The 25,835-nt window shown below is 67.9% G+C and carries 24 protein-coding genes; 13 read left to right on the forward strand and 11 right to left on the reverse strand.

The window, feature by feature from the left end; genetic code table 11:
• Positions 1-151: 151 nt before the first annotated feature.
• The 3 genes from ASF26_RS03430 to ileS form a co-directional block, all read right to left on the reverse strand.
• On the reverse strand, positions 152-781 hold the full coding sequence (locus tag ASF26_RS03430; protein ID WP_056249503.1) for a hypothetical protein: 630 nt from the start codon (positions 779-781) through the stop codon (positions 152-154).
• Positions 782-996: 215 nt separating this feature from the next.
• Positions 997-1,497 (reverse strand): signal peptidase II, encoded by a 501-nt coding sequence (lspA, locus tag ASF26_RS03435; protein WP_056249507.1) that lies wholly within the window; start codon positions 1,495-1,497, stop codon positions 997-999.
• Between the two features lie 62 nt (positions 1,498-1,559).
• A complete protein-coding gene (ileS, locus tag ASF26_RS03440) occupies positions 1,560-4,544 on the reverse strand; it encodes an isoleucine--tRNA ligase (protein WP_056249510.1) in 2,985 nt (994 codons plus the stop codon).
• A gap of 434 nt (positions 4,545-4,978) precedes the next feature.
• On the opposite strand from ileS, the gene ASF26_RS03445 reads away from it, so the two are divergent.
• The gene (locus ASF26_RS03445; protein WP_018045876.1) at positions 4,979-5,245 is read left to right on the forward strand and encodes a hypothetical protein; all 267 of its coding nucleotides are present in this window, start codon (positions 4,979-4,981) and stop codon (positions 5,243-5,245) included.
• A gap of 135 nt (positions 5,246-5,380) precedes the next feature.
• Positions 5,381-5,629, forward strand: coding sequence for a hypothetical protein (locus tag ASF26_RS03450; protein ID WP_056249512.1), 249 nt, complete (start codon positions 5,381-5,383; stop codon positions 5,627-5,629).
• Positions 5,630-5,715: 86 nt separating this feature from the next.
• Here the strand turns inward: ASF26_RS03450 and ASF26_RS03455 are convergent, their stop codons facing one another.
• From ASF26_RS03455 to ASF26_RS03465, 3 genes are all read right to left on the reverse strand, one after another.
• Positions 5,716-6,270, reverse strand: coding sequence for a MarR family winged helix-turn-helix transcriptional regulator (locus tag ASF26_RS03455; protein WP_156462853.1), 555 nt, complete (start codon positions 6,268-6,270; stop codon positions 5,716-5,718).
• 342 nt (positions 6,271-6,612) lie between these two features.
• Positions 6,613-7,002 (reverse strand): response regulator, encoded by a 390-nt coding sequence (locus tag ASF26_RS03460; protein ID WP_056148853.1) that lies wholly within the window; start codon positions 7,000-7,002, stop codon positions 6,613-6,615.
• 81 nt (positions 7,003-7,083) lie between these two features.
• The gene (locus tag ASF26_RS03465) at positions 7,084-8,352 is read right to left on the reverse strand and encodes an adenosylmethionine--8-amino-7-oxononanoate transaminase (RefSeq protein ID WP_056249516.1); all 1,269 of its coding nucleotides are present in this window, start codon (positions 8,350-8,352) and stop codon (positions 7,084-7,086) included.
• Positions 8,353-8,497: 145 nt separating this feature from the next.
• Between ASF26_RS03465 and ASF26_RS03470 the strand changes: the two genes are divergently transcribed.
• Both ASF26_RS03470 and ASF26_RS03475 read left to right on the forward strand, forming a co-directional pair.
• Complete coding sequence (locus tag ASF26_RS03470; RefSeq protein WP_244475804.1) at positions 8,498-10,063, forward strand: hypothetical protein; 1,566 nt, start codon at positions 8,498-8,500, stop codon at positions 10,061-10,063.
• Positions 10,064-10,113: 50 nt separating this feature from the next.
• Complete coding sequence (locus ASF26_RS03475; RefSeq protein ID WP_056249520.1) at positions 10,114-11,289, forward strand: aminotransferase class I/II-fold pyridoxal phosphate-dependent enzyme; 1,176 nt, start codon at positions 10,114-10,116, stop codon at positions 11,287-11,289.
• On the opposite strand, the gene ASF26_RS03480 is transcribed toward ASF26_RS03475, so the two are convergent.
• A complete protein-coding gene (locus ASF26_RS03480; RefSeq protein ID WP_056249864.1) occupies positions 11,286-14,711 on the reverse strand; it encodes an acyl-[ACP]--phospholipid O-acyltransferase in 3,426 nt (1,141 codons plus the stop codon). The two genes, ASF26_RS03475 and ASF26_RS03480, sit on opposite strands and share 4 nt — an antisense overlap.
• Before the next feature lie 184 nt (positions 14,712-14,895).
• Between ASF26_RS03480 and ASF26_RS03485 the strand changes: the two genes are divergently transcribed.
• The 4 genes from ASF26_RS03485 (at position 14,896) to ASF26_RS03500 (ending at position 16,865) form a co-directional block, all read left to right on the forward strand.
• Positions 14,896-15,513, forward strand: coding sequence for a TetR-like C-terminal domain-containing protein (locus tag ASF26_RS03485; RefSeq protein ID WP_056249523.1), 618 nt, complete (start codon positions 14,896-14,898; stop codon positions 15,511-15,513).
• Between the two features lie 149 nt (positions 15,514-15,662).
• Positions 15,663-15,944 carry a BrnT family toxin gene (locus ASF26_RS03490; RefSeq protein ID WP_056249526.1) on the forward strand — a complete coding sequence of 94 codons (282 nt, stop codon included), beginning with the start codon at positions 15,663-15,665 and terminating at the stop codon, positions 15,942-15,944.
• Entirely contained in the window at positions 15,914-16,276 is a 363-nt protein-coding gene (locus ASF26_RS03495; protein ID WP_056249528.1) for a helix-turn-helix domain-containing protein, read from the forward strand. Before ASF26_RS03490 ends, ASF26_RS03495 begins: the two co-directional genes overlap by 31 nt.
• A 19-nt stretch (positions 16,277-16,295) precedes the next feature.
• Positions 16,296-16,865 (forward strand): pyridoxamine 5'-phosphate oxidase family protein, encoded by a 570-nt coding sequence (locus ASF26_RS03500; protein WP_056249529.1) that lies wholly within the window; start codon positions 16,296-16,298, stop codon positions 16,863-16,865.
• Between the two features lie 131 nt (positions 16,866-16,996).
• Here the strand turns inward: ASF26_RS03500 and ASF26_RS03505 are convergent, their stop codons facing one another.
• Entirely contained in the window at positions 16,997-17,869 is an 873-nt protein-coding gene (locus ASF26_RS03505; protein ID WP_056249537.1) for a DUF3108 domain-containing protein, read from the reverse strand.
• 124 nt (positions 17,870-17,993) lie between these two features.
• On the reverse strand, positions 17,994-19,013 hold the full coding sequence (locus ASF26_RS03510; RefSeq protein ID WP_056249540.1) for a gamma carbonic anhydrase family protein: 1,020 nt from the start codon (positions 19,011-19,013) through the stop codon (positions 17,994-17,996).
• Between the two features lie 224 nt (positions 19,014-19,237).
• Between ASF26_RS03510 and ASF26_RS03515 the strand changes: the two genes are divergently transcribed.
• From ASF26_RS03515 to ASF26_RS03525, 3 genes are all read left to right on the forward strand, one after another.
• Complete coding sequence (locus ASF26_RS03515; RefSeq protein WP_056249543.1) at positions 19,238-19,729, forward strand: molybdenum cofactor biosynthesis protein MoaE; 492 nt, start codon at positions 19,238-19,240, stop codon at positions 19,727-19,729.
• Between the two features lie 135 nt (positions 19,730-19,864).
• Positions 19,865-21,031, forward strand: a complete 1,167-nt coding sequence (locus ASF26_RS03520; RefSeq protein WP_056249547.1) for an AI-2E family transporter — start codon at positions 19,865-19,867, stop codon at positions 21,029-21,031.
• 359 nt (positions 21,032-21,390) lie between these two features.
• Positions 21,391-22,422, forward strand: coding sequence for a transcriptional regulator (locus tag ASF26_RS03525; RefSeq protein WP_056249550.1), 1,032 nt, complete (start codon positions 21,391-21,393; stop codon positions 22,420-22,422).
• A 21-nt stretch (positions 22,423-22,443) separates the two neighbouring features.
• On the opposite strand, the gene ASF26_RS03530 is transcribed toward ASF26_RS03525, so the two are convergent.
• Both ASF26_RS03530 and ASF26_RS03535 read right to left on the reverse strand, forming a co-directional pair.
• Positions 22,444-23,400, reverse strand: coding sequence for a site-specific tyrosine recombinase XerD (locus ASF26_RS03530; RefSeq protein ID WP_056249867.1), 957 nt, complete (start codon positions 23,398-23,400; stop codon positions 22,444-22,446).
• A 35-nt stretch (positions 23,401-23,435) separates the two neighbouring features.
• A complete protein-coding gene (locus tag ASF26_RS03535) occupies positions 23,436-23,588 on the reverse strand; it encodes a hypothetical protein (protein ID WP_056249556.1) in 153 nt (50 codons plus the stop codon).
• A gap of 321 nt (positions 23,589-23,909) precedes the next feature.
• Between ASF26_RS03535 and ASF26_RS03540 the strand changes: the two genes are divergently transcribed.
• Positions 23,910-24,533 carry a shikimate kinase gene (locus ASF26_RS03540; protein WP_018045857.1) on the forward strand — a complete coding sequence of 208 codons (624 nt, stop codon included), beginning with the start codon at positions 23,910-23,912 and terminating at the stop codon, positions 24,531-24,533.
• Positions 24,530-25,648 carry a 3-dehydroquinate synthase gene (gene aroB, locus ASF26_RS03545; protein WP_056249558.1) on the forward strand — a complete coding sequence of 373 codons (1,119 nt, stop codon included), beginning with the start codon at positions 24,530-24,532 and terminating at the stop codon, positions 25,646-25,648. The genes ASF26_RS03540 and aroB overlap by 4 nt, the downstream gene beginning before the upstream one ends.
• Positions 25,649-25,835 lie beyond the last annotated feature (187 nt).

Consider the following 25,835-nt stretch of genomic DNA (forward strand, 5'->3'; position numbering starts at 1 on the left):
CGCCTCGGATGCCACGAATCCGTAGGCCGAGGTCAGGGCAAATCCCGTACCGATACCCTTCGGGCGCCGGTGGCGGGTGCGGGATCCAGCGGGACGGGGCCATCTCCTCTACGAGCGACGGGACCGTCCGCGGGCTCCTCGCGGAACTCGGCTAGCGACCCCGGATGTAGGCACCCGGATCGGCTTCCTCACGCTCGCGCGAGGGATTGTTGATGGGGTCGCTGTTGTTGCGGGCGACCGCCTTCGGGGCCTTGCGGTACCCGTTCGGCGGGTCGGTGAGCGTATCGCGATCGGGCTCGGCGAGAATGGGCTGGGCCTTGTCCTCGCGCTTGCCGAAGATGTCGAAGGGGCTCCAGATCGACGACGAGGCGCCGTCGCTCTCGGGACGGCCCGGCTCGGTGCGGACGCTGGCATCGGCGCGTCGGCCGCCGCGCATCTCGTCGAGCGAAAGCGTCATGTTGTTGTCGTTCATCCGCCCCTGCGCTCCGCGGGAGATCGGCTTCTTCGCGTCGGCGAGTTCACGGTCGCGCTGGACGATCTCGGGATCCTTGGGCCATTGCGGCGTGGCGGTGGCGGCGCGCGGCGGCGGCAGTGCCTTGCCGTCGAGCTTGGGCGGCATCACCAGGGGAGCCCGCTCACGATAGGTGATGGCCGGCTTCTCGGGCTCGATCAGGCCGATGCTGCTCAGGGTGTCGCGCATGAATACGCCCTGCTGCGCCTGGGCGCCGCTCGCCGCGAGGAGTCCGGTAAGGCCGAGAATGAACCCGCGATGCCCGATCATGCTGCCCCCAAATTGCGCCGGCCCGCAGAGTGCGCCAGCTCGAATGCGTGCCTGCCCGGAACGTGCTGGCGCGTGTCGGTGTCGGTCGATGCCGGTCTTGCCCTCGTGGCCTGACGGCGGTTTCAGGCGAACGTATGGCGCCTTGACCGCAGCGCACCAGCCTCACGGTCACAACGATCTGCAGTGTGGTTTACGGATTACAGCCGTGCGAATCTTCAGGGTCCGGCCGGAGGGGCCTCGTCCCGAGGGTGCCGGACCGGGATCAGGCTGTCGATGAGGAGGCCGACCACACCGGCGACGATGGCCGCATCGGCGATGTTGAACACGTACCAGGACCATGCGCCTGCATGGAGGTGAACGAAGTCGAACACCGCGCCGTAGGCAGCCCGGTCGATGGCGTTTCCGATCGCCCCGCCCGCGATGAGCCCGAGGGCGGAGGCCAGGAGCGCGGACGAGGTACGGCGCATCCAGGCGATCATCCCGATCGATGCCGCCACGGACACCGCCACCAGGATCCAGCGGCCGAGGCCGCCCTCCTGCTGGAACAGGCCGTAGGAGATGCCGCGATTCCAGACGACGACGACATCCGCGAAGCCGGTCAGACGCCAGGGCTGCGTCAGCACCAGATCGGTGCCGAAATAGAGCCAGAGCTTGGAGGCCTGATCGAGGACGAGGGTGGCGAGGAGGATGAGGAGGCCAAGGCCGAAGGGGGGCATGCCGGCGTTCTCCCCTCCCCCCGAGTGGGAGGAAGGGAGGCCCGTGTCGGATCGCGGAGCGTTCACGCCACGCCCGACGCGGCGTGCAGCGCGTCCCATTCCCGCAGCGCCTGGGCGTCGCGGGGCGTCACGTCCGGGTAATCGGGATCGGAGCCGACCGTCTCGGAGACGCGCCACGACCGGGCACATTTGCGGCCCTTGGCCGGTCCGGAGACCACCGCCACGCCGCGCACCTCATCGATGCGGAAAGCCTCTTCCGGCCCCTCCCCTTCGACGATCGTGATGCCGGAGGTGATGCAGACTTCCGAGAAATCGACACCGTCGAGGGCGGAGAGCAGATCGGAATCGGCGACGAACACGGTCGGTGCCGCCTCGAGGCTGGCGCCGATGCGCTTGGCCGCGCGCTCGATCTCCAGGGCGCCGGTGACCACGCGGCGCACCCGGCGGATCTTCTGCCAGCGCTCCGCGAGGGCGGCATTTCGCCAGGAGGCGGGGGTCTCCGGCAGCGTCTCGAGATGGACCGAGCCGACCTCCGACGGGTAACGGTCGAGCCAGGCCTCCTCCGCCGTGAAGGCGAGGACGGGGGCGAGCCAGATCGTCACCCGGCGGAAGGTCTCGTCGATGACCTGCAGCGCGGCGCGGCGCACCTGCGACGAGATCGGGTCGCAGTAGAGCGCGTCCTTCCTCACGTCGAAATAGAAGGCCGAGAGGTCGCCGGTCATGAAGCCGTTGAGGAGCGCCACCACCCGCTTGGTGTCGAAAGTGGCGTAGGCCTCGCGGATCTCGCCGTCGAGTTCGCAGAGGCGATGCAGGATCAGCCGCTCCAGCTCGGGCAAGTCGGCATGAGGCACGGGTTCGCCCGCCTCGAAATGCGCCAGCGAGCCGAGCATCCAGCGTAGCGAATTGCGCAGCTTGCGGTAGGTCTCGGCGAAGGTCTTGATGATCTCCGGGCCGATGCGCAGGTCGTCCGCGTAATCGGAGGCCGCCACCCAGAGGCGTAGGATGTCGGCGCCCGAATCCTTGATGACGCTCTGTGGCGCGACGACGTTGCCCTTCGATTTCGACATCTTCAGACCCTTGGGGTCGAGGACGAACCCGTGGGTGAGGACGATGTCGTAGGGCGCGCGTCCCCGTGTGCCGGCGGATTCCAGAAGCGACGACTGGAACCAGCCGCGATGCTGGTCCGAGCCTTCGAGATACATCACCGTGTCCCGGCCGCCGTCGCGTTTGCGCACCACGCCGGAGAGGCCGGGGAACTGGTCCGGGTCGTCGAGAACGAAAGCGTGGGTCGAGCCCGAATCGAACCAGACGTCGAGGACGTCGGTCACCTTCTCGTACTCCGCCGGGTCGTAATCCGGCGCGAGGAAGCGGGCGCCGTCCGTGTCGGTGAACCAGGCATCGGCGCCCTCGGCGAGGAAGGCTTCGGCGATGCGGGCATTCACGGCCTCGTCGCGCAGAACCTCACTGGTGCCCTTCTTCACGAAGACGGTAATCGGCACGCCCCAGGCGCGCTGGCGCGAGACCACCCAGTCGGGCCGGTTGGCGACCATGCCGTTGATGCGGTTCTTCCCCTGCGACGGCACCCACCGCGTCTCGTCGATGGATGTCAGCGCCACCTCACGCAACGTCTTCCCGTCGAGTGCCTCGACAGGCTTATCGAGAGCGATGAACCATTGCGGCGTATTGCGAAAAATCACCGGCTTCTTCGAGCGCCAGGAATGCGGATAGCTGTGCTTGAGCGTGCCGCGCGCCACCAGGGTGCCGGCCTCCGTCAGGGCGGCGATCACCGCCTTGTTGGCATCGCCCTTGTCGCCCTTGGGGGTGAGGACGAGTTTTCCCGTGAAACCGGGGGCCTCCTCCGTGAGCGCCCCATCGGCATCGACGGTGTAGGGGATGCGGGTATCGATGCCGCGCTGGGTGAGCGCGCGGCCATTGGCCATCCAGACCTCGAAGTCCTCGCGGCCATGGCCCGGCGCCGTATGGACGAAGCCGGTGCCGGCCTCGTCGGTGACGTGGTCGCCCTCGAGAAGCGGAACCTGGAAGTCGTAGCCGGCGGTGTGGCCAGCGAGCGGATGCGAGAGGGTCAGGCCGGCAAGCTCTGTGGCCGACACGTCGCGGACGCGCTCGAACGCCTCCACGCGGGCCGAGTCGAAGACCCCGGCGGCTAGGGTATCTGCGAGGAGGTAGGTGTCACCGGTCTTGGCCCAATTGTCCTCGGCCGCCGCGGTGACGCGGTAGAGGCCGTAGGCCACCCGCTTCGAATAAGCGACGGCGCGGTTGCCCGGCATGGTCCAGGGCGTGGTCGTCCAGATCACGACACGCGAAGCGGCAAGATCGTCCGGTGCCCCGTCGGCAACCTGGAACGCCACGAAGATCGTATCGCTGACATGGTCCTCGTACTCGACCTCGGCTTCCGCCAGCGCCGTCTTCTCCACCACCGACCACATCACCGGCTTCGAGCCGCGATAAAGCTGGCCGGTCATGGAAAAGGTCATGAGTTCGCGCGCGATCGTGGCCTCCGCCGGGAAGGTCATGGTCGCGTAGGGGTGGTCCCAGTCGCCGGTGACGCCGAGGCGCTTGAACTCGGTCCGCTGCGTATCGAGCCACTGGCCGGCGAAGGCCCTGCATTCCTGGCGGAATTCGAGGACCGGCACGTCGTCCTTGTTGCGGCCCTTGGCGCGGTACTGCTCCTCGATCTTCCACTCGATCGGCAGGCCGTGGCAGTCCCAGCCCGGCACGTAATTGGCGTCGTAGCCGAGCGCGCCCTGGGAGCGGACGATGACGTCCTTCAGGATCTTGTTGAGCGCCGTGCCGATATGGATGTTGCCGTTGGCGTAGGGCGGGCCATCATGGAGCACGAATTTCGGGCGGCCGGCGGCCTTCACCCTGATCCGGCCGTAGAGGTCGATGGCGGCCCAGCGCTCCAGGAGGAGGGGCTCGCGCACCGGCAGGCCGGCCCGCATGGGGAACTCGGTCTTGGGCAGGAACAGGGTCTGCGAATAGTCGCGGGCGGGCTGGCCGGCGTCGGGGGCTGTCGAATCGGTCATGGGGTCTTCTGCGAAACGGTGCGCTGATCTTCAGGACGGTCGGCGTTTGGCCGATGTCGGCGAACGGAGGCGGTGGGCCGCCCTCCCGGCTCCCGCTCGGGCCGCCGCAGCGGCCTTCAGGCGGAGGCCGGGCTCGTAATTCGAAGGCGGCTCAGGCCGCGCGGGACGTCGAGAACGCGCATTCCCGGCTTCTAGCAGCGCCGGACGGCAGAAACCAGCAGCCGCGAGGCGATCATCCTCCCGCATCGTCCGGCCGGTCACGTGCCGGCGAGTGCCGATCGGGATCGATGCCACCTTTTGGAAGCTCGGCCGTTATCATCCCATGCGTGACGGCGTGCCATCCCGGTCGGGACCGGTGCCGATCCGAACGCTGAAGGTCGATCCGGCCGCAAGACCGCAGCCGGTCTTCGAAAAGAAGAAGAGGAAATCCCGTCATGAAGAAGGCATTGCTTGCTGCAACCCTCGTCCTATCCGCTTTCGCCCTGTCGGGCGCGGCCGAGGCCCAGGGCCTTCCCGGCGGCGTCCGTCGCGGCGCGGCCGAGGGTGACCGGGTCGGCGGACCGATCGGCGGTATCGTGGGCGGCGCCGTCGGCGGCGCGGTCGGGACGGTCAACGGCGCCCTCGGGATCGATCCGGGCCGTCGCGCCTACCGGACGCGCATGAACTCGCGTCGCCATTACCGCCACCGTCACCACCGCTGAAGCGAATCCGGACCGGCCTTCCCGAGACAGGGAAGGCCGGCGAGCTCCTTCGCAACGCTCGCCATTGGTTTAAGAGTGTCTTTATGCAGGTGTGGCACCGTCGGTATGGCGATGCTCTGATGGACCGTCTGCAAAATGGCAAAATGGGTTCCCCTGACGGCCCTTTTCGGTCTCGTCTGTCTGATGCTGATCCCGACACCGGGCGTCATCGGCATTCTGATCGGGAGTGCGTGCGCCTTCGCCATCATCGTCAGCGCCATCGTCATGATGATCGATCGGCTCGCCGGACGTCTCGCGCTCCGGTTGGAGCGCCGCAAGCTGCGGCGTGTGCCCAAGCGGAAGCTGGGTCTCCACGCGAACTCAGGCATCGCCAGGAAAATCTGAGAGCGGCCCTCAGCCTGGCACGCGCAGGTCTCTGCGCCCGTGACGGGCCCCTGATCCGCTGGCTTCACGGTAGGATTCCATGAGGCTCAGTCGAGTCGATCGCTCTGGATCGGTACGACCAGTGCGTCGGGCTCGTCCTCGTCGTTCTCGATATCGGCGTCGCCATCGACTTCGTGGCCGGTGACACCCGAGACGTCGGCGAGGTTGCGGGCGGCCTTACGCAGGAGCTTACGCAGGCGGCGTCGCTCCTTGCCGTCGAACCCATCGAGCATCTCCGCTTCCACCTCGTCCCAGATGCGCTCGATGGCTTCCGCCTTGGCGAGGCCCGCATCGGTGAGTCGCACGCGGACGATGCGGCCATCCCCAGCCTCTGCACGCCGCTCGACGAAGCCGAGGGCCGCTAGGCGTGAGATCGTCTTCGAGGCCGTGGGCGGCCGGACCCGAAGGGTGGCGGCGAGATCGCCCATGGTCATCGTGCCGGCAACCGCCAAGGCCTGAACCACCTGTTCCTGCCCGGCGAACAGATCGAGTGCGGCGAGACGATCTCCCACCCGGGACCTGTGCAGCCGCGCCGCTTGGACCAGGGCCCAGCCGACGCTCTTCGAGCCGGGAGGGCGAATTCGTTTGTCGGACTTGCCCATCGTCTGTTCGGTGTCCCTGCCGGCTTTGTCGGACTTGCCCAACTCGGACTTGCCCGACGATGTGGCCTTGCCGGACGATACCGCCCCTCGCTCTTCAGCCGAAACCATCGCCGCCCGACTCCACGCTCACAGGAGGCCGCGTTCCCAGGGCGCCGGTTGAGATCCCGGCGAAGGGGGCGGACCATGTGCGTGCAGATGGCGTCCGGCTCGTGAAGCTGAGATGACAGTCGGCTCAAATTTGCGAGGAAACCAACGGCCGGCGAAGAGATGTTCCTCCAGGCAAAGCGATCTTCGTCGGCCGAAACCAGGCCGACGACCGGTTCTGGACTGTCGCCCGCCGTTTCAGCAGGGGATCAGGCTCTGGATCTGCTGGAGGATATCTTCTCCGGTGCAGGGACGGGAAATGAAGCGGGCACCTGCGGGAATCCGCTCCGGGTCGGGCGCGGCACGGCCCGATACAATGACGATCGGCAGGGTCGGCCGTGCCTCCGACACAGCGTTGGCGAGATCGAACCCGTTAACCTTGCCCGACAGTTCCACGTCCGTGATCAGCCCGCGGATATCCGTTCGGGCCTGGAGGATGCCCAGCGCCCGCTCCGCGGATGCGCATTGCACCGTCTCGTAACCACCGTCCTCGAGGACATCCCCGAGGTCCATGATCGTCAGGGCTTCATCCTCGACGAGGAGGATCACCGGCCTGTCGTCGTCCGAGCGCGTCGTCTCATTCACCACGATGCCCACCCTTCACCGTTTGACCCAACTTGATCCAACGATAAACATCCGTTCAGGTTGCAGGGCGGGAGCGGACAGATTTCAGGGCACTGGCTCGGTGTCGGCCGATGTCCGAACCACGTGGGCCACGGCTTCGCATAAACGGTCGAGATCGTCCGGCGCGATGGTCAGGGCCGGCGTCAGGTAGACGATGTCGCCGAAGGGGCGGACCCAGACCCCCTGCTCCACGAAGCGCGCCTTGAGCGCAGCGAGATCGGGTGCGCGCGCGAACTGCACGACTCCGATGGCGCCGAGAACGCGGATGTCGGCGATACCGGAGAGACCGTGCAGTCCGGAGAGTCCCTCTGCCAAGCGGATCTCGATGGCCCGTGCCTGTTCCAGACGCGGCTCGGTCTCGAACAGGTCGAGGCTGGCATTGGCGGCAGCGCAGGCGAGAGGGTTGGCCATGAAGGTCGGGCCGTGCATCAGCGCCGCCGAGGGATCGTCGGACAGGAAGGCCTCGAAGACCGGACGCCGCGCGATCGTCGCGGCCAGCGCCATGGTGCCGCCGGTGAGTGCCTTCGACAGGCAGAGGATGTCGGGCACGATTCCGGCCTGCTCGCAGGCGAACAGGGTGCCGGTCCGGCCAAACCCGGTGAAGATCTCGTCGGCGATGAGGGGCAGGCCGTGCCGCTCCGCCGCCCGCGCCACCCTCGCCAGGGTCTCGGGGGCGTGCATCACCATGCCGCCGGCCCCCTGGACCAGGGGCTCGACGATGATCGCCGCGAGGTTGTCGGCATGCTGGGCCAAGGCACGGTCGAGGGCGTCGGCGGTAGCGTCATCGCACGGAAGATCGCAGAAGACTTGAGTCGGCAGATAGGCGCCGAAGCGGCGGTGCATGCCCTCCTCCGGGTCGCAGACCGACATGGCACCCATCGTGTCGCCATGGTAGCCGCCGCGGAAGGCGAGGAACCGGCTGCGTCCGGCGATGCCCCGGTTGAGCCACATCTGCGCTGCCATCTTGAGCGCCACTTCCACCGCCACCGATCCGGAATCGGTGAAGAACACGTGGTCGAGGTCGCCCGGAGCCAAGGCGGCGAGGCGGGACGCCAGGCGCTCGGCCGGCGCATGGGTGAGCCCCCCGAACATCACATGGGGCATGGTCTCGAGCTGGGCCGCCACCGCCGCGCGGATATGCGGATGGTTGTAGCCATGGACCGCGGTCCACCACGAGGCGATGCCGTCAATGAGTTCGCGCCCGTCGGCGAGCACGATCCGCGAGCCGAAGGTGCGCACGGCCTCGAGGGGCGGCGCGGCATTCCGCATCTGCGTATAGGGCCGCCAGAGAGAGTTTTTCGCATCCGTAGGCATTCGTGCGGGATGAGCGTGCGCGGCCGAACGGTCAAGGGAGCGAGCTGCAACCCGATCTTAAAGCCGTCGGAGGCATGGTTTGCGACCCTGCCCTCCAGGCCATCGACCGGCCCTCCGGAGGGATCTCGTTGTCCGAGACTGTCCTGTGCCTGCCGAGAGACCCGAACTCATCCCCGGCCGGCTTTGGGGCACGTCGCCGCCGACCGTGGCGCTGTTCGCTCTCCTGTTCGTCATCGCCTTGCTCCCGGTGCTGACGATGCCGATCCCGGCGATGGTGGATTATCCCAACCACCTCGCCCGCATGTACATCCTCGTGCGGGACGGAACCCCGCAGGCGCACCCCTTCTACCGGGTCACCTGGGCGCTCTATCCCAACCTCGCCATGGACCTCGTCGTCCCGCTCGTCGCGCGGATCACGAGCGTCGAACTCGCGACCCGGCTGTTCCTGCTGGCGAGCCAGATCCTCACGATCACAGGGGCCATCGCCGTCGAGCTCGCGGTGAAGCGCCGCTTTCAGGTGAGCGGGTTCCTCGCGTTGCTGGTGCTCTACAGCGTTCCCTTTGCCTGGGGTTTCGTGAACTTCCAGTTCGCCCTCGGCATCGCGCTGTGGGGGATCGCCTGCTGGATTGTCCTGCAGGACCGGGCCTGGCCGCTCCGGCTCGCGCTTCACACCCTCTTCGTGGCCCTGCTGTTCGGCGCCCATCTGTTCGCGCTCGGCCTTTACGGTTTCACCCTCGGCATTCACGAGCTCTGGCGTGCCCGGACCCGAAAGCCCGCCCTGCCGACGACGATGGCGCGCTTCCTCACCCTCGCCCTGCCGGCGCTCGTCGCCTTCGGGGTCATGAAGGCGACGGGGGGCGCCATCGGCCAGGAGGGGACCGCCTGGAACGGTCAGACCAAGCTCTTGATGGCGTTCGCCACTCTGAACGGCTACGACCTTTGGCTTTCCACCGGCGGCACGGTGATCCTCGTCGGCCTCATCGGGGCCGCCGCGATGCGAGGCGCGGTCCGGCCGATTCAATCCGGGTGCTGGCTGGCGGCCGGCCTCGCGGCGCTCTTCGTCGTCCTGCCCACGCGCCTGTTCGACACGTCCTTCGTCGATCTCCGGGTGACGGTGGCAGCACTTCTCATCGTTCCCGGCTTCATCGTGGTGTCGCCACCGAGCCGGGCCTGGGGACGACTTGCCGCTGTGGCCGTCCTGGGCGTGACCCTGGTGAACCTCGCCTCCGCCCTCACTGTCGCGGCGATCTACCGGGGCGAGTATGCGGCGCTCGTCGCGTCCTTCGGGCAGTTGAAGCCGGGTTCCCGCGTGCTCGTAGGCCATAGCGGCAACGGAGAGGACGCCCCCCTCGGCGACCTCTCCGATTATCCGATGTACAACGCGGCGACGCTGGCCGTCGCCTATGCGGATGCGTTCGTGCCGACGCTGTTCACCTCCATCGGCAAACAGCCGGTGACGGTGATCGATGGCTACCGCCATCTGGCCGTCCCCTATGGCGGCCCGACGGCGATGGTGATCCTGCGCGACATCGCCGAGGGCCGGCCCAACGCGGACGCGCCGGGCTATACCCGCACCTGGACCGAGGATTTCGACTACCTCTACGTCGTCGGCCCGTCGGCTCCGAACCCGATGCCGGGCCTGCTCGTGCCCCTGGCGGCATCCGCGCGCTTCGCGCTCTACCGCATCGAGAGGCGCCGGCCGGGCGAGTGACCATCGCGCGTGCTTGACATCGCGATGGCGCGGGCTTCCTTCCCGCTCCCATGTCCGACCCCGACCGCACCACCAGCCTCGAAGCGTTCGCCCGCGACCATCTCGTCCGCCTCGACGAGACCTCCCTGCGCCGGCACCTCGTTCCCACCATGCGCGGCCCGCAGGCGGCGGCGACGCGACAGGGGCGCAGCCTCGTCTCGTTCTCCTGCAACGATTATCTCGGCCTGTCGCAGGATCCGCGCGTCATCGCGGCGGCTCAGGCCGCGACCGCCCTTTACGGGACGGGGGCCGGTGCCTCCCGTCTCGTCACCGGCAGCCACCCGCCCCTCGCCGCCCTGGAAGAGCGCCTCGCCACCCATAAGGGGACGGAAGCGGCCCTGGTCTTCGGCAGCGGTTATCTCGCCAATCTCGGCATCGTCTCCGGGCTCGCCGGCCCGCGCGACCTGATCCTCGTGGACGCGCTCGGCCATTCCTGCCTCTGGGCGGGGGCGCGGCTCTCCGGCGCGAAGGTGCTGCGGTTCGCCCATAACGACCTCGACGATCTCGAAGCGCTCCTGACCAAGCACCGCTCCCGCCACCAGCACGCGCTGATCCTCACGGAGCGCGTCTACAGCATGGACGGCGACCGGGGGCCGATCGCCGACATCCTGAATCTCGCCGACGCGCACGATGCCTGGACCCTGGTGGACGACGCCCATGGCCTCGGGGTCGTCGAGCCGGATGCCCGCGCGCCCCTCGAAATGGGCACCCTGTCGAAGACCCTCGGCTCCTATGGCGGCTATCTCTGCGCTTCCCGCGCAGTGGTCGACCTGATGACGAGCCGGGCCCGCAGCTTCGTCTACACCACCGGCCTGCCCCCGGCTTCGGCGGCGGCCGCCCTGGCTGCCCTCGACATCGTCGAGGCCGAGCCTGATTTCGCCGCGCGTCCGCTCGCCCTCGCCCGCCGCTTCACCGCGCAACTCGGCCTCCCCGAGGCACAGAGCCCTATCGTCCCCATCGTCATCGGCGAAGCGGACACTGCGCTCGGCCTTTCGGCCGCTTTGGAGGACCAGGGCTATCTCGTGGTCGCGATCCGCCCGCCCACGGTCCCGGCCGGGACGGCGCGGCTGCGTGTGGCGTTCTCCGCCGCGCATACGGAGGCGCAGGTGGATGGGTTGGCCGAGGCGGTGATGAGACAATGGCCACGAACCCTCCCCCCTTTCCGAGAGAGGGTTCGCGAGACCTAGGCCGCAGCGGTGGACTCGCCGCCGGCCCGCTCGTGCGCCAGCTTGACCACGCCGACCTGATCCACCTTGCCGGTGCCCAGCATCGGCAGCTTGTCCAGCACCACCACTTCGGCCGGGATGGCGATCTCGGTGGCGCCCTTGGCCTTGGCGAAGGCCTGGTAAGCGGGGCGGGTGGCGTCCTTGCGCTCCGTGAACAGGATCAGCCGCTCTCCCTTGCGCGCATCCGGCACCGCCGCCACCGCGCTCGGCGTATCCGGCCAGAGTTCGCCGGCGATGGCCTCGATCCCGGCGAGCGACACCATCTCGCCAGCGATCTTGGCGAAGCGCTTGGCGCGGCCCTTGATCGTGACGAAGCCCTCGGCGTCGATGGCGACGATGTCGCCGGTATCGTGCCAGCCCTCCGGCGGAGCCTCCAGCACGCCGGGCTTCTCTGCCCTGAGATAGCCGAGCATCACGTTCGGCCCCTTCACCGAGAGACGGCCGCCCTCCTCGATGCCGGGTACCGGTTCGAGGCGGGATTCGATCCCCGGCAGGAGCCGGCCGACCGTGCCGAAGCGGTTGAACATCGGTGTGTTGAGGGCGACGACCGGCCCGCATTCGGTGACGCCGTAGCCTTCGAGGATGCGCAGGCCGAACTTCTCGCTCCACGTCTTCCGGGTTGCCTGCTTCACCGCCTCGGCACCGGCCACCACGTAGCGGAGCGAGCGCAGGTCGTAGGAATGGGCCGTCTTGGCGTAGCCGGACAGGAAGGTGTCCGTGCCGAACAGGACGGTGGCATTCGAGCCGTAGATGAGTTCCGGCACGATCCGGTAATGCAGCGGCGAGGGATAGAGGTAGACCGGTACGCCGGAGACCAGAGGCAGGATCAGGCCCGCCGTCAGGCCGAAGGCGTGAAACACCGGCAGGACATTGAATACCTTGTCGGTCGGCCCGAAATCGATGCGGGCGGCGACCTGGGCAGTGTTGGCGAGCATGCAGCGATGGGCGAGCACCACGCCCTTGGGCGTGCCCTCCGAGCCTGACGTGAACAGGATCGCCGCCGGATCGTCGCCGCGCCGCGCCACGAGGGGCTTGCGGGGGCTGAGAAAGCCTCGGATCTTGTCGCCGGTGGTAATGCTGGCGCGCACATCCTCGAGGTAGACGAGCTTCACCTTGCCCTGGATGGCCTCGATCAGGCCGTTGAGGCGGCCCTTGTCGATGAAGGCACGTGACGTGAGGATGGTGTCCACTTGCGCCGCCGTGCAGGCCGAGAGGACGTTGGCGGGGCCGGCCGAGAAGTTGATCATCGCCGGAACCCGCCCGGCGCTGGCCAGGGCGAAGAACGTCACGGCCGCGCCGTTGGCATTGGGCAGCATCAGCCCGATGGCCTTGCCCTCGGCGGCGAGCGGCATCAGCTTCCGGCCGAGGATGTTGGCGCCCATCACGAGGCGGGAATAGCTGAGCGTGCCTGTGACCGGGTCCTCCAGCGCGGTGCGGCGCCAGCCATGGTCGACACCGGCCTGGATGAGGGCACTCATCACGCTACGGTCGATGAAGGCGGTGTCGAAGACGAGATCGGACATGATGTCGTACAGCGCCGCTCCTGCCGCGCGCCGCCGGTTCTTGCCCTTCAGCGCGGGATCGACGGTAAGCGCTACCGGCGACATCACCGTGACGATAACCTTCGGCCACCAGCGGCGGCGGACCTGATTGCGGGAGAGGCGCGAGAAGGCGGTCTTCTCCAGGCCCTCGATCTTCACCGGCACCACCTTGGCCCCGGATTTCTCGGCGATGAGGCCGGCGCCGTCATAGACCTTCATCAGGCTGCCCGTGACGGTGAGGCGCCCCTCGGGAAAGATGATCAGCGTCTCGCCGTTCTTGACGGCATTGATGAGCGTGCGGGTGGCCAGCGGCCGGGTCGGGTCCAGAGGCATCGCCTTGGTCACCCGCAGGAAGGGCTTCACCCACCAGCGCTGCGCGATGCCGTGGTCGACAGCGAAGACCGGCTCCTTGTCGAGGAGCGAAAGGGCCAGCGGCGCATCGAGGAACGAGACGTGGTTGAGGGCGATGATGGCGTTGGGGCCAGCCTTCTCCACGTTCTCCAGGCCCCGAACCTCGAGCCGGTAGAAGGCGCGGAACAGGATCGAGAGGAAGTCGCGGAAGGCGCTGGTCGGCATCACCTTCAGGACGATCACGCCGGCGGCGAGATTGGCGACGCCGATGAGGGTGAGGAGGGAGGCCATGGACCAGCCCGCGCCCTGTAGGGCGGCAAGCCCCAGAGCCCCGGTGACCATGAAGGCGGCGGTGAGCACGTTGACGGCGCCGATGACGCGGGCGCGCTTGTCCTTGTCGGTCCAGGCCTGCACGGCGGCGAAGGAGGGCACGATGTAGAGGCCGCCCGCGACGGCGAGGCCGGCGAAGGCCGCCGCCACGCGAAGGCCCGCCCCGGTGGAGAGGAAGGCGCCGGCCCCCATCACCTCGCCGGAGACCGGCGGGAGGTGCGAGACGGTCCAGGCGAGGTCGAGGGCGAACAGGCCCATGAACAGCGCGCCGATCGGCGTCGGCAGCAGGACGATGCGTCCGCTGGCGAGCCAGGAGGCCAGCGCCGAGCCGACGGCGATGCCCACCGAGAAGATCGCGAGCAGCAGGGTGACCACCGTCTCCGAGCCGTTCAGGCTCTCGCGCACCAGCACCGGCAGCAGGGCGAGCACCACGGCACCCACCAGCCAGAACCAGCTGACGATGAGCGAGCCGCGCCACAGCCGGGTATCGGCGTAGAGGTCACGCAGCAGGGCCACGGTGGAACGGGCGACGTTGGGATCGATTCTCAGCGTCGGCGCCGCCTCGCCGGTGGAGGGGATCTGCCGCGCGGAGAGCCAGCACAGGATCGCGAACACCATGATCAGCGCGCTGAAGGCCAGGGCATCGCCGCCGAGCGCGCTGGCGAAGCCGGCCACGATGGTGCCGAGCAGGATGGCCAGGAAGGTCGCCGCCTCGACCAGCGCGTTGCCTGCCGTCAGCTCGTTGCGCTTCAGGTGGTCGGGCAGGATGCCGTACTTGATCGGGCCGAACAGGGCCGCCACCGTGCCGAACAGGCCTAGCGCCACGAACAGGATCGGGACGGAGTGGAGGAAGAAGCCGATCGCGGCGGCGGCGGCGGCGAAGACCTCCGCGAATTTCAGGCGTTTGGCGATGAGCGCCTTGTCGTAACGGTCGGCGAGCTCGCCGCCGAGGCCGGACAGGATGAAGAACGGGCCGATGAAGACCGCGCCGGCCAGGGTCACCAGGATACCCGGATGGGCAGCCTCTTCGCCGGCGCCGGCGACCTTGAACAGGATCAGGAAGACCAGCGCGTTTTTCAGGAAATTGTCGTTGAACGCGGAGAAGAACTGGCACCAGAACAGGGGCGCGAACCGGCGCGTCGTCATCAAGCTACGGAACATCTTGGTCTCCTCGGGGCGGACCATGACTGCCCACCCTGTAACGAACCGTCAAATCCGGCACGTCCACCGAATTTGAACAACGTGCAAAATATGCGGATGCGGAAAGGGCGGCAACATTGATTTTGCACGGCGTGCAATCTATGCGACGAGGACGTGCCGGGCGGCACCCGAGGGCGGGGACAGCGTGACGAAAGCGACCAAACCGGCACGGCGCGGCACCGGCCCACGGGGCGAGCACAACCGCGAGGAATTCGAGGCCCTGGTGACCAAGGCGGCGGAGGGCCTGGTCCGCATGGAGGGGCTTCGTGGCCTCGGCATGCGCCGGCTCGCCTCGGTGATCGGCTACGCCCCGAACTCGATCTATAACGGCGTCGGCGATCTCGACGCGGTGGTGATGCGGGTCAACGCCCGCACCCTGGAGTGCCTGCACGGAGCGCTCCAGGGTGCGATCCGCACCGACGCCGATCCGCGGGACAACGCTCTGGCCCTCGCCGATGCCTATCTGGCCTTCGTAGCTTCGGACCCTCAAGTCTGGAGTCTCGTCTTCGAGCATTCCCTGGCGCCGGACTCGACCTTTCCCGACTGGTACGCCGCCGCGCTCGCCCAGGCGACCGACCTCGTCGACGGCGTGCTCGAACCGCTGATCCCCGATGCGGGCGAGAGACGGCAGGCCGTGGCGACCCTCTGGGCGGGCCTCCACGGGCTCGCCTCCCTCTCCACCTCCAACAAGCTCGCCGTCCTGACCCCGGAACCGCCGCGCGATCTGGCGCGGCTGTTGGTCGGTCGGTTCCTGCGGCCCTAGGAACCGCGTGTCGCAGCAAAGAAACCCGGCGTTTCCTTTACTGAGGGGCGCTGACAGCGTATATCTGTCTCTCGCGAAACTCCCACGGGATCACCCTCTCTTCCGCTGCAGAGGCGGGCAGGGAGCTTTCCGGGGACGCGAAGCCCAGGATGAACTTCGATTGGGATCCGAGTAAGCAGGGCAAGGTTCTGACAGAACGCGGCATCGATTTCGCGGACGCCGTCACGATCTTTGCGGGTCCCGTCCTCGTGAAGACGGACACGCGGCAGGATTACGGAGAAGTTCGTATGATCGCCATCGGACAGATGAACGAGGTTTTCGTCACGGTTGTCTACACTGATCGTAGCGATACGCGATGGATCATCACGGCTTGGCCAGCAAACCGCAAGGAGCGCGCTGAATGGCAAAGATCACACTCGAAGAAGCCTTGACACGTCCCGTCACAGTCGATCGCGCCAGATTGGACGCGACCACCGACGAGGATATCCGTCGCTATATGATCGAGGACGGGTTCGACCCGGACGATCCCTCCCACCTCGATGGCTCAGCCATCGTGCTGCCTCCTCGGATGATCCGCGAGCGCCTCGGCATGACGCAGGCGACCTTCGCCGAGGTAATCGGCGCACCTCTGGCGACCCTCAAGAACTGGGAACAGGGCCGCACCATGATCCCGCCCTACGTCCGCACTCTTCTCAACATCCTGGATCGCGAGCCCGAAGCAGCCCTGCGCGCGATCATGGCGGGACGTCCCGAGGCGGCGTAGCGCAGCGAGAAGGACATCCATGGCCAAGCAGTTTCCGGCCCTCGACGAGCGCCATCGCGAATTCATCGCTCGGCAGCACATCGTCTTTACCGCATCGGCGGCGGAGGGCACGCGGATCAACCTGTCGCCGCGTGGCACCAATACGTTCCGGGTCATCGACCCGAACACCGTCGTCTATCTCGACCGCACCGGCAGCGGCAACGAGACCGCCGCGCATCTGCGGGTGGATGGACGGCTGACGGTGATGTTCTGCGCGCTTGAGGGCGCGCCGACGATCCTGCGGCTCTACGGGCGCGGCGAGGTTCTGGCGCGGGGCAGCGAGGCCTATTCCAGCCTCCTCTCCGATGTGTTCGACGGCTGCGAGCCGCCCGGAGCGCGTCAGATGGTGCGTCTCGTCATCGATCTCGTGCAGACCTCCTGCGGCTTCGGCGTGCCCGTGTTCGATTACCGCGAGGAACGTCCCACCCTCGACCGCTGGGCCCAGGCCAAGACGGAGGCCGAACTCGACGCCTATCGCCGCCAGAAGAACGCTCGCAGCATGGACGGGCTGCCCACGGGGCTGTTCGCCGACGAGGACGTGGCGGGCTGATATCGCGCGGCGTCGGGTAAGCGGCGCACCGTCTCCCCGTATTCCCTCCCCTCCCCCCTCCCTGGCCGACTGGAGCGCCGGCGGAAGGCGAGCCGGGGTCCGGCGCAGGAAGACGCGAAGCGTCCGTTGTCTCAGCGGGCGTTGGGCAGGTGGACCTTCACCGCGCCGCGTCCGTCGGCCTTGAGCGGCGCACCCCATTGTGTCGCCTCGATCCCCGCCCGCCCCCAGCCGGTGGCCAGAGAGATTGTGAGCGGCAACATCATCGCGCCGCCGGGAACGGGGGCGAGCCGCACGCGGATGTCGTCGTTCTCGGCCATGCGGCGCACGCTGCTGCCATTGGGTCGGTGGCCTGAAATCGGCACCCAGCGCGCCCGGCAATCGAGCGCCGGTCCGCGATAGGGTCCCTCCTGGACCGTCACCAGCACCCCGCGCGAGAGGACGATATCCGCCCGGGCCACCCCGTTGAAGACCGGGATGCGGCGCTCGCAGAGGGCGACATCGAGGGGCGCCGCGCCGAGGGGGATCGCCAGCATGGTCAGGGGATCGACGACACCCACCTTGTCCTGCGGCGCCACCGGGATCCGGTCGGGCGTCGGAGTCGGAGGGGGCTCCACGCTCTCGTCATGCGCGCGTCCCCCCGACAGGACCATCGAGACTTGGACCGGCTTGCGGCCGTAGAGACTCTCCGACCGGAACGTGCCGGTGAGCGCTCCGGTTCGCGACCGCTCTCCCGATGCGGAGGCCGTCCCCGATCCCTCGAAGAAGACACCGACGAGGCCGCGCAGGCCCGCCTTCAGATCGTAGGCGTAGCGCCCGCCGGCCTGATCGACGGCGAGAGTGGCCTCGCCCACGGGAAGGTCGAGGAACGACAGGCGATAGGTGATGGAAAAGCGCTGCGGTTCGGGGGCGGCCGAAGCGGGGGCCGGCGCGGCGAGTGCCAGAAGCGCTGCGCCGATCATCGCGATGGAGCGCGTCTCCCGAGCATCATTGGACGAGGCGACCATGCGCTGCCCTCCTGCATGCCATCATCCCTTAAGAGATGCCGCCACGTGTGCTGGTGCGGACCGGCACCTGCCGGGTAATCGTCGCATTCGAGGACCGGACGGCAGGCGCGCTTCGCGCATCCCTTCAGTTCTCACCCGTCTCCATCTGCCGATACACCCGCCCATGCTCGCAATAGCCGGCGACGATGCGGGTCATCATCGCGCGCTTGTCCGCGTCGAGGGGCCCGAGGATGCGGGCGGGGCGGCCGCCCCAGAGATGGCCGCTCTCGAGGAGCTGACCCGGATCGGTGGTGGAACCGCCCGCGAGCAACACGTCGTCGGCCACCACGGTGCCGGGGGCGAGGACGCAGCCTATGCCGATGAGGCTGCGCGCGCCGATCCGGCAATCGGCCATCCGCACGTTATGCGCGATCGTGGTGTCGCGGCCGATGACGACACCCTCGGCCCGTGCACGGATGACGGTGTTGTCTTGGATGTTGGTGTCGGCGCCGACGAGGATGGGGCCGACCTCCGCATGCAGGTCGCAGGAGAACAGCACGCTCGACCCAGCGCCGAGGGCGATGCGGCCGCGCAGGCGCGCCGTGCTGGCGACGTAAACGCTGGGATCGACGTCGATCTCGTCGCCGGCGACGGGCGGCGGTGTATCCCCCGTGGCCTCGCGCACGCGCTCGGCCCGCTCGGCGATCTCGGCCGCGGTGATGGGACGCTGGGGTTTCGCCGGGCTGCCGGCATAGGCGAAGCCCGCGGCGAGGTGCGAGCGCGGGAAGACGGTGGCCCCGGCCTCGATGAGCACTCCGTCCTCCACGGTGGCGCCGTCGAGGACGATGACGTCGTCCTCGATCACCACGTCGGACCCCACCGTGCAGGCATGGACCACGGCGTTGCGGCCCACCGTCACCCGGTCGCCGACGAGGGTGGGGTGAGAATCGGTGGCGATGTGGAGCGTCGAGCGATGGCCTAGCCAGAAGCGCTCGCCGACGGTCACCGCCTCGCCGTCGGCACGGATCACGCTGTCGTCGCCGAGCCAGGCCTGGGCACCGATCGTGGCGGCGCCGATGACCGTGCTTCCGCGCCCGCACCAGACCGGACGGGCCGAGAAGACCGGCAGGACGCCGTCATGGGGCAGGATCAACTCAGGCGTCACGCGAGGGGGTTCCTTCGAAGCCGTTGGCGTAGACCGGCCATGGGACCGGCGGGGCATGGAACCCATGCCGGTCGAGTGGTAAGGCCGGACGCCGGAATGTTGTTGCCTGAACGACGCGCAACAGCGTGAAACCACCGCGCGGACTTTGCAATGTCGCGCATCCCTTAAGGGGGATCAAACCCGGTCGCGAGGGCTTTCGCGCCGATGCGTCAAGGAATCGACGGATGTCAGCAGGCGAGACGACGGCGAACGATCGGGGCGCAGCCGCGATCAGCATCCAGAGCGCGCCCTTCGACGTGGCCGCGGAGATGGCTGCGCTGAGCGGTACGCTTCAAGGCAGGACCGGGGCGATCGTCACCTTCACCGGCCTGTGCCGCGACGAGGGCGGCCGCCTGATCGGACTCGAACTCGAACACTATCCCGGCATGGCCGAGGCGGAGATCGGCCGCGTGGTGGAGGCGGCTCAGGACCGCTGGCCGCTCCAGGCGGTGCGGGTGATCCACCGGCACGGCCTCGTCGCGCCGGGCGACGGCATCGTTCTCGTGGTGACGGCGGCAAGCCACCGCGTGGCCGCTTTCGAGGCGGCGAGCTTCCTCATGGACTATCTCAAGACGAAGGCCCCGTTCTGGAAGCGCGAGCATCTGGCCGACGGCACCATGGGGGGCTGGGTCGAAGCCACGGGCGCCGACGACGAGGCCGCGTCACGCTGGGCGTGAGGGCGGACCGGCGGCGATTCGCCTCCGGTCATCCACAGAGGAGGGCGCGCTTCAGCCCGTGCGCCCCTTGCCTGTGACGGGTTTCGCGCGCCCGTTCGCACCGCGCTTCGGTAGACCGCGCGAGGGGACGGGCAGATGCAGCAGGGTACGCCGATCAAGGACGAGCCGGGTCCGCACCCCGCCAACTGGTCGCCGGCGGCCTCGGGAATCGCGGTGGTGGCGTTCATCGCCCTGCTGATCGTCGCCTGGACCGCCGCCTCGACCCTGCTCCTGATCTTCGCGGGAATCCTGCTCGGGGTCTTCCTCGATGGTCTGACGCGCCTGCTCGGCCAGGTGATCGGGCTCGGTCGCGGGCTCCGGCTCACCATCGTCAGCCTGGTCCTCGGCGGGCTCACCCTCGGCTTTCTCGCCTTCGGTGGCGCGACGGTGGTGCAGCAGGGCAGGGAGCTCGGCCAGACCGTCACGAAACAGGCGGGGTCTGTCCGTGACCGCCTGAAGGAATACGGGATCGATCTGCCGGCCTTCTCGGCACCGGAGCCGACGTCGAGCGACCAGGGCCCCGACAAAGCCAATGACAACGAGACCGACAAGGACAAGAAGGCCGGGGGCCTCGGCGTCCTCGCCTCGGGGGCGATCAAAAGCCCCGGTTCCCTCCTCTCGGATGCCGGCAGCATGCTCGGACCGGCGGCCGCCGTCGTCACCGGGCTGTTCAGCGCGCTGGGCAACGTCCTGGTGATCGTGTTCCTCGGCCTCGCCTGCGCGGCCGATCCCGCCAGCTACCGTGACGGCGCCGTCCGGTTCGTACCGCCCCGTTACCGTCCCCGCGCCACCGCTCTCCTCGACGGCATGGGCGAGACGCTGCGGCATTGGCTGTTCGGCCAGCTCATCACCATGGCGGTGATCTTCGTCTGCATCTGGGCGGGCTTGAGCTTCCTCGGTATCGGAGGTGCCCTCATCCTCGGCCTGCAGGCGGGACTCCTCGCCTTCATCCCCACGATCGGCCCGCTGATCGCCGGCGTCATCATCGTGCTGGCGGGCCTCGCCTCCGGCACCAATGCGGCGCTCGGCGCCTTCGGTGTCTACCTCGTGGTGCAATGCCTGGAGAGCTACGGGCTGACGCCCTTCATCCAGAAGCGGGCTCTGGACATCCCGCCGGCCACTATCTTCGCCGGCCAGCTCGTGCTCGGTGTGCTGTTCGGCCTCTGGGGCATCGCCCTCGCGCTGCCGCTGATGGCGGTGATCAAGGTCGTGCTGGAACAGGTCTATATCGAGGACACGCTCGACGAGGAGGCGGATGTCTGAGCGCGGAGCCGGTGGAGAGGCGTGACGCTGGCGCCGGAGACGACCACGCGGGGCCGGCCGGACGAGGACGATCCGCCTATGAGACTCGCATGCTCGCGCAAGTGGCCATGCTTGTTCCAGGGGCGATGGAGAGTCGCCGAAAGCCCATGATAGAGATCCGGGCGCCCTTACAAAAGAGCCTTGTCAGGGCGGGTCGATGACATCGGCAGTCGCCCCGCGATTTTGCATCACGGTAAGGATGTTTCCCGAATGAATATTGCGATACTATCAAAAGATAGATATTCGTTGGTTCAGATCGTCGTTTCGGCTCCCCGGCTCCGTCCTGTTTTCGACGATCATCGTGAGTTTGTGGTCTCACAATGCACGGCGGTACGTTTAAAAACCTATCGGATGGCGTTTCAGACATAGTCAGACACTTTGTAAGTGTTGGGCATTGGCATTGGGACTTCGTCGACGGCACTCATTTCTGGTCGCCCGGGCTCTATCCGATCCTGGGGATTCCCGACGGCCTCGTCAGGCCCGATTACGCGCTCCTGTTTAAGCTCATCCATCCGGACGATTGCCCGCGAACAATGGCACCCGACGTCGTCCGGCGATCGGAAGCGATACCCCCCTCGATCTTCCGCATCGTCCGGCCGGATTTCCGGATCCGTACCGTCATCAGCCGCGTGGAGGTGACGGCCGCACCCGATGGACGGCCCTTGAGCGCCCATGGCATCCTCGCCGACATCGGCGATCCGGCCATGCAGACCTGCGCCGAAGAGGAACAGCGGCGGCGAGACCGGGAAATCTACGTCGTCGTCGGTGCCTTCACGTCAACAACGGATGTCTACCCGTTCAGGAGGTTTTCGGCCGAATGGCTCGACCTCGTCGGCCTTCCCGAAGCGGAACTCCTGCAGGATCCGGCCCTGCCGGTTCTGAAGAGGGAGCGCCGCCATTGGCGCGACCACGCGCAAGAGCAGTATCTTACCAAGCGCCTCGTCCATACGATGCCTAACCTCAGACTCGCGAATGGGGAAACGGCGACCTACCGCCTGCTGATGATTCCTATGCTGAACGAGACCGGAGATGTCGAAAGCTGGATCAATTTCATCGGTCCGATACATCTGAAGATCAGGCCCGCTGGCCGTCTTCTTCAAGGCCTCGAACAGCGCATCGAAGCTGGGCATATCCGTGCGGCACGCGCACTGCTCGACTGGTCGATGGCGGATTTGAGCGGAGCCTCTGGCGTGTCGCTCTCGACCGTCCGTCGGCTCGAGGGCTGCATCACCTCCGTCTCGGTGCCCAACCGCAATCAGGCGATTTGCGCCCTGCGCAGCGCGGGTATCGTGTTCTCGCTGACCGATGAGACGACGATCGCGGTCAGCAGGGGAAGACAGACCTCGTTTTGAGTGGAGGTCGAATCGCCCGAGTCAGGCGGGCGCGGTACCGGATTCGGCCGGGTCGTCCATGAGGGGGTGGAGATCGCGGACCATGCTCTTCAGGCGCTCGTCGAGGACATGCGTGTAGATCTGGGTCGTCGAGATGTCGGCATGGCCCAGGAGCTCCTGAACAATCCTGAGATCGGCCCCGTTCTGCAGGAGATGGCTGGCGAAGGCGTGGCGCAACACGTGCGGACTCACGCGGTCCTCGCGGATCCCGGCCGCCGCCGCCGCACTCTTGAGGTCGCGGGCGAAAGCCTGCCGGGTCAGGTGTCCGCTCTCGCTGTCGGAGGGGAACAGGAAGGGACCGTCGCCGGTGAGATGAGTGAGGTGGTCGCGCATGGCGGCGCGCGCGAGATCGGTGAGCGGCACCAGTCGCTCGCGCCCGCCCTTGCCCTTCACCACGAGGTAGCGCTGCTTCGTGGTGGCGGCCGAGCGCGGCAGGGCGACGAGTTCCGAGACGCGCAGGCCGGTGGCGTAGAGGGTTTCCAGCAGGCACAGCATCCGGACCGCGCGCCGCCGCTCGCCCGGCACCTCCTCGGCCGGCGTCGCCACGGCCCGCTCGCGGGCGGTGCGCAAGAGGTCGTCGACCTCGGTCACCGACAGCACCTTGGGCAGGGTGCGTCCCCTGCGCGGGCCGCCCACCGGTGCACTCGGATCGGTCTCGGCGAGGCCTTCGGCGTACAGGAACTTGTGGAAGCCGCGAATGCAGGACAGCCGGCGCGCGGCGGAGGAGGCCTTCAGTCCCTGGGTCTCGAGATCCGCCAGATAAGCGCGGACCTCTCCCGCATCGGTATCGAGCGGATCACGTCCCGAGGCGGACAGGGCCGCGAGGTAATGGCCGAGGTCGCGGCGATAGGCGGCGAGCGTGTTAGCGGCGGCGCCACGCTCGGCCGAGAGCATTTCGAGATAGGCCACGATGAGGTCCGGACCTTCCGCGCCCGCCACGTCACCCGTCACGTCGTCAGCCTTCTCCGACTCCGTCACCGGCCGGGCGGCTGCAGCTTCGCAGAGGGAATGCTGACGCTCATTTCCCGGGGCGTGGGTTGAACGAAGGTGGCGAGCGCGAACATGCCCGCGAAGACCAGTCCACCGAGGATGGCGAGCGTGGCGAGGAAACGAAACAGGGTCGGCACTCGGACGAACCTCGGTCGGAGGGAACTGTGCGGAAATGAACGGCGTCGGTCGGCCAGCAGATCATTGAACAGCCAAGCCAAGGGTTTGCACCATGCCGGGCGCGCGATGGCAAGGACTTCGGAGCCACACGAAGCGCCGCAAGGGACTCACGACCGCCGAGCGGCGATCGGACTCACCGGTCCGGGAGGCTTCGCGGGACGAGAAAACCTGCCCGAAAGAAGCTCGCCCTGGGAAGAATCGCGTCCCGCCCGACGGCCTCGCTTCGCCCGGCGGATGAAACGCGCTAGGATCGCGTGAAGACGTGTATCAAGACTTTACCAATGACCGAGACCGAGACCGAGCCATCGGGAGGCGACATCGCCGCCGATCCCATCGAAGTCAGGCTCCGCCGTGCCCTCGGCGCGCGCTCGATCGTGCTCGTCGGTCTCATGGGCGCCGGCAAGAGCACGGTGGGGCGGCGCCTGGCGACGCGCCTCGGGCTGATGTTCAAGGATGCGGACAACGAGATCGAAGCGGCGGCCCATCTCACGATCCCGGACATCTTCGCCATCTACGGCGAGCCGAGCTTTCGCGAGGGAGAGGAGCGCGTCATCGCTCGGCTCATCCGCGAAGGGCCGCTGGTGCTGGCCACCGGCGGAGGCGCCTTCATGCGCGAGGCGACGCGGGCGCGGATCGCGCAGGGCGGCGTCTCGGTCTGGCTGAAAGCGGAGCTCGACGTGCTGATGCGCCGCGTGCGCAAGCGTGGCAATCGCCCCCTGCTCCAGACCGACGACCCGGAGGAGACGATGCGGCAGTTGATGGAGATCCGGCATCCTGTCTATGGCAGTGCCGACGTGATGATCCCCTCGCGCGACGTATCGCACGACCGCGTGGTGGAGGACGTGATGGAGGCACTCGATGCCTATCTCAACGGCCCCTCGAACCAAGGCGTTGCCGCGCAGTGAGTGACGGACAGACGGTCCACGTCCCCCTCGACCAGGGTCGGGACTACGACATCCATATCGGCCGGGGTCTCCTCGCCGAGGCCGGCGCCCGCGTGGCCGCCCTCGGTGCCAAAGCCGCCGCCATCGTCACCGACGAGACGGTGTCGGCGCTCTATGGTGAACGCCTGCGCGAGAGCCTGGAGGCGGCGGGCCTGCGCTCCGGCCTCGTCACCGTCGCGCCGGGCGAGGTGTCGAAGAGCTATGCGGTCTATGCTCAGGTCTGCGACGGGCTCCTCGCCCACCGGATCGAGCGCAACGACCTCGTGGTGGCCCTCGGCGGCGGCGTGGTCGGCGATCTCGCGGGCTTCGCGGCGGCGACGCTCCGGCGCGGCGTCCGCTTCGTCCAGGCGCCGACGACACTGCTCTCCCAGGTCGATTCGTCGGTGGGCGGCAAGACCGGCATCAACTCAGCCCTCGGCAAGAACCTGATCGGTGCCTTCCATCAGCCGCGCCTGGTCCTGGCCGACACCGCCACCCTCGATACCCTGTCCGAGCGCGAGATGCGCGCCGGCTACGCCGAGGTGGCGAAATACGGCCTCATCGCCGATTCCAGCTTCTTCGACTGGTGCGAGGCCAACTGGGCCGGCATCTTCTCCGGTGGTCCGGAGCGTGACGAGGCCGTGGCGATCTGCTGCCGGGCGAAGGCCGGCGTCGTGGTGCGCGACGAGCGCGAGGACGGCGAACGTGCCCTGCTCAACCTAGGCCACACCTTCGGCCATGCCCTGGAACGGCTCACCGGCTACGAATCCGCCCGCCTCGTCCATGGCGAGGGCGTCGCCATCGGCCTGGCGCTGGCCTTCCGCTTCTCGGCCCGCCTCGGCCTTTGCCCCGGCCAGGATGCCGGCCGCGTGGCCAACCATCTGGCCCTGGCCGGCCTGCCCACCCGGCTCCAGGCGGTGCCGGGCGGATGCGGCGGCGCCGACGCCATCCTCGAGGCCATGGCCCAGGACAAGAAGGTCCGCGACGGGGCGCTGACCTTCATCCTCGCCCGCGGGATCGGCCAGAGCTTCATCGCACCGGGCATCGACCGCGCCGAGGTGAAGGCTTTTCTCCAGGACGAGTTGCGCGGGGCCTGACCGGATCGTCTCTACTTTCCCTGACGATTGGAGCTGTCGGCGGAGGGTGATCCCGGCTCCATGGCCACATCGTGGGAGAGCCATGAAGACCTCCCGGCTCAGATCCGGTGCCACGGCCTCGTTTCGGTCGCGGGTTGGTATATGAGAGGGGCTTGCCAAGACCGGCACCGTGCCGGTGTGGCACAGC

It is taken from the genome of Methylobacterium sp. Leaf93 (genome assembly GCF_001422345.1).
Classification (GTDB): domain Bacteria; phylum Pseudomonadota; class Alphaproteobacteria; order Rhizobiales; family Beijerinckiaceae; genus Methylobacterium; species Methylobacterium bullatum.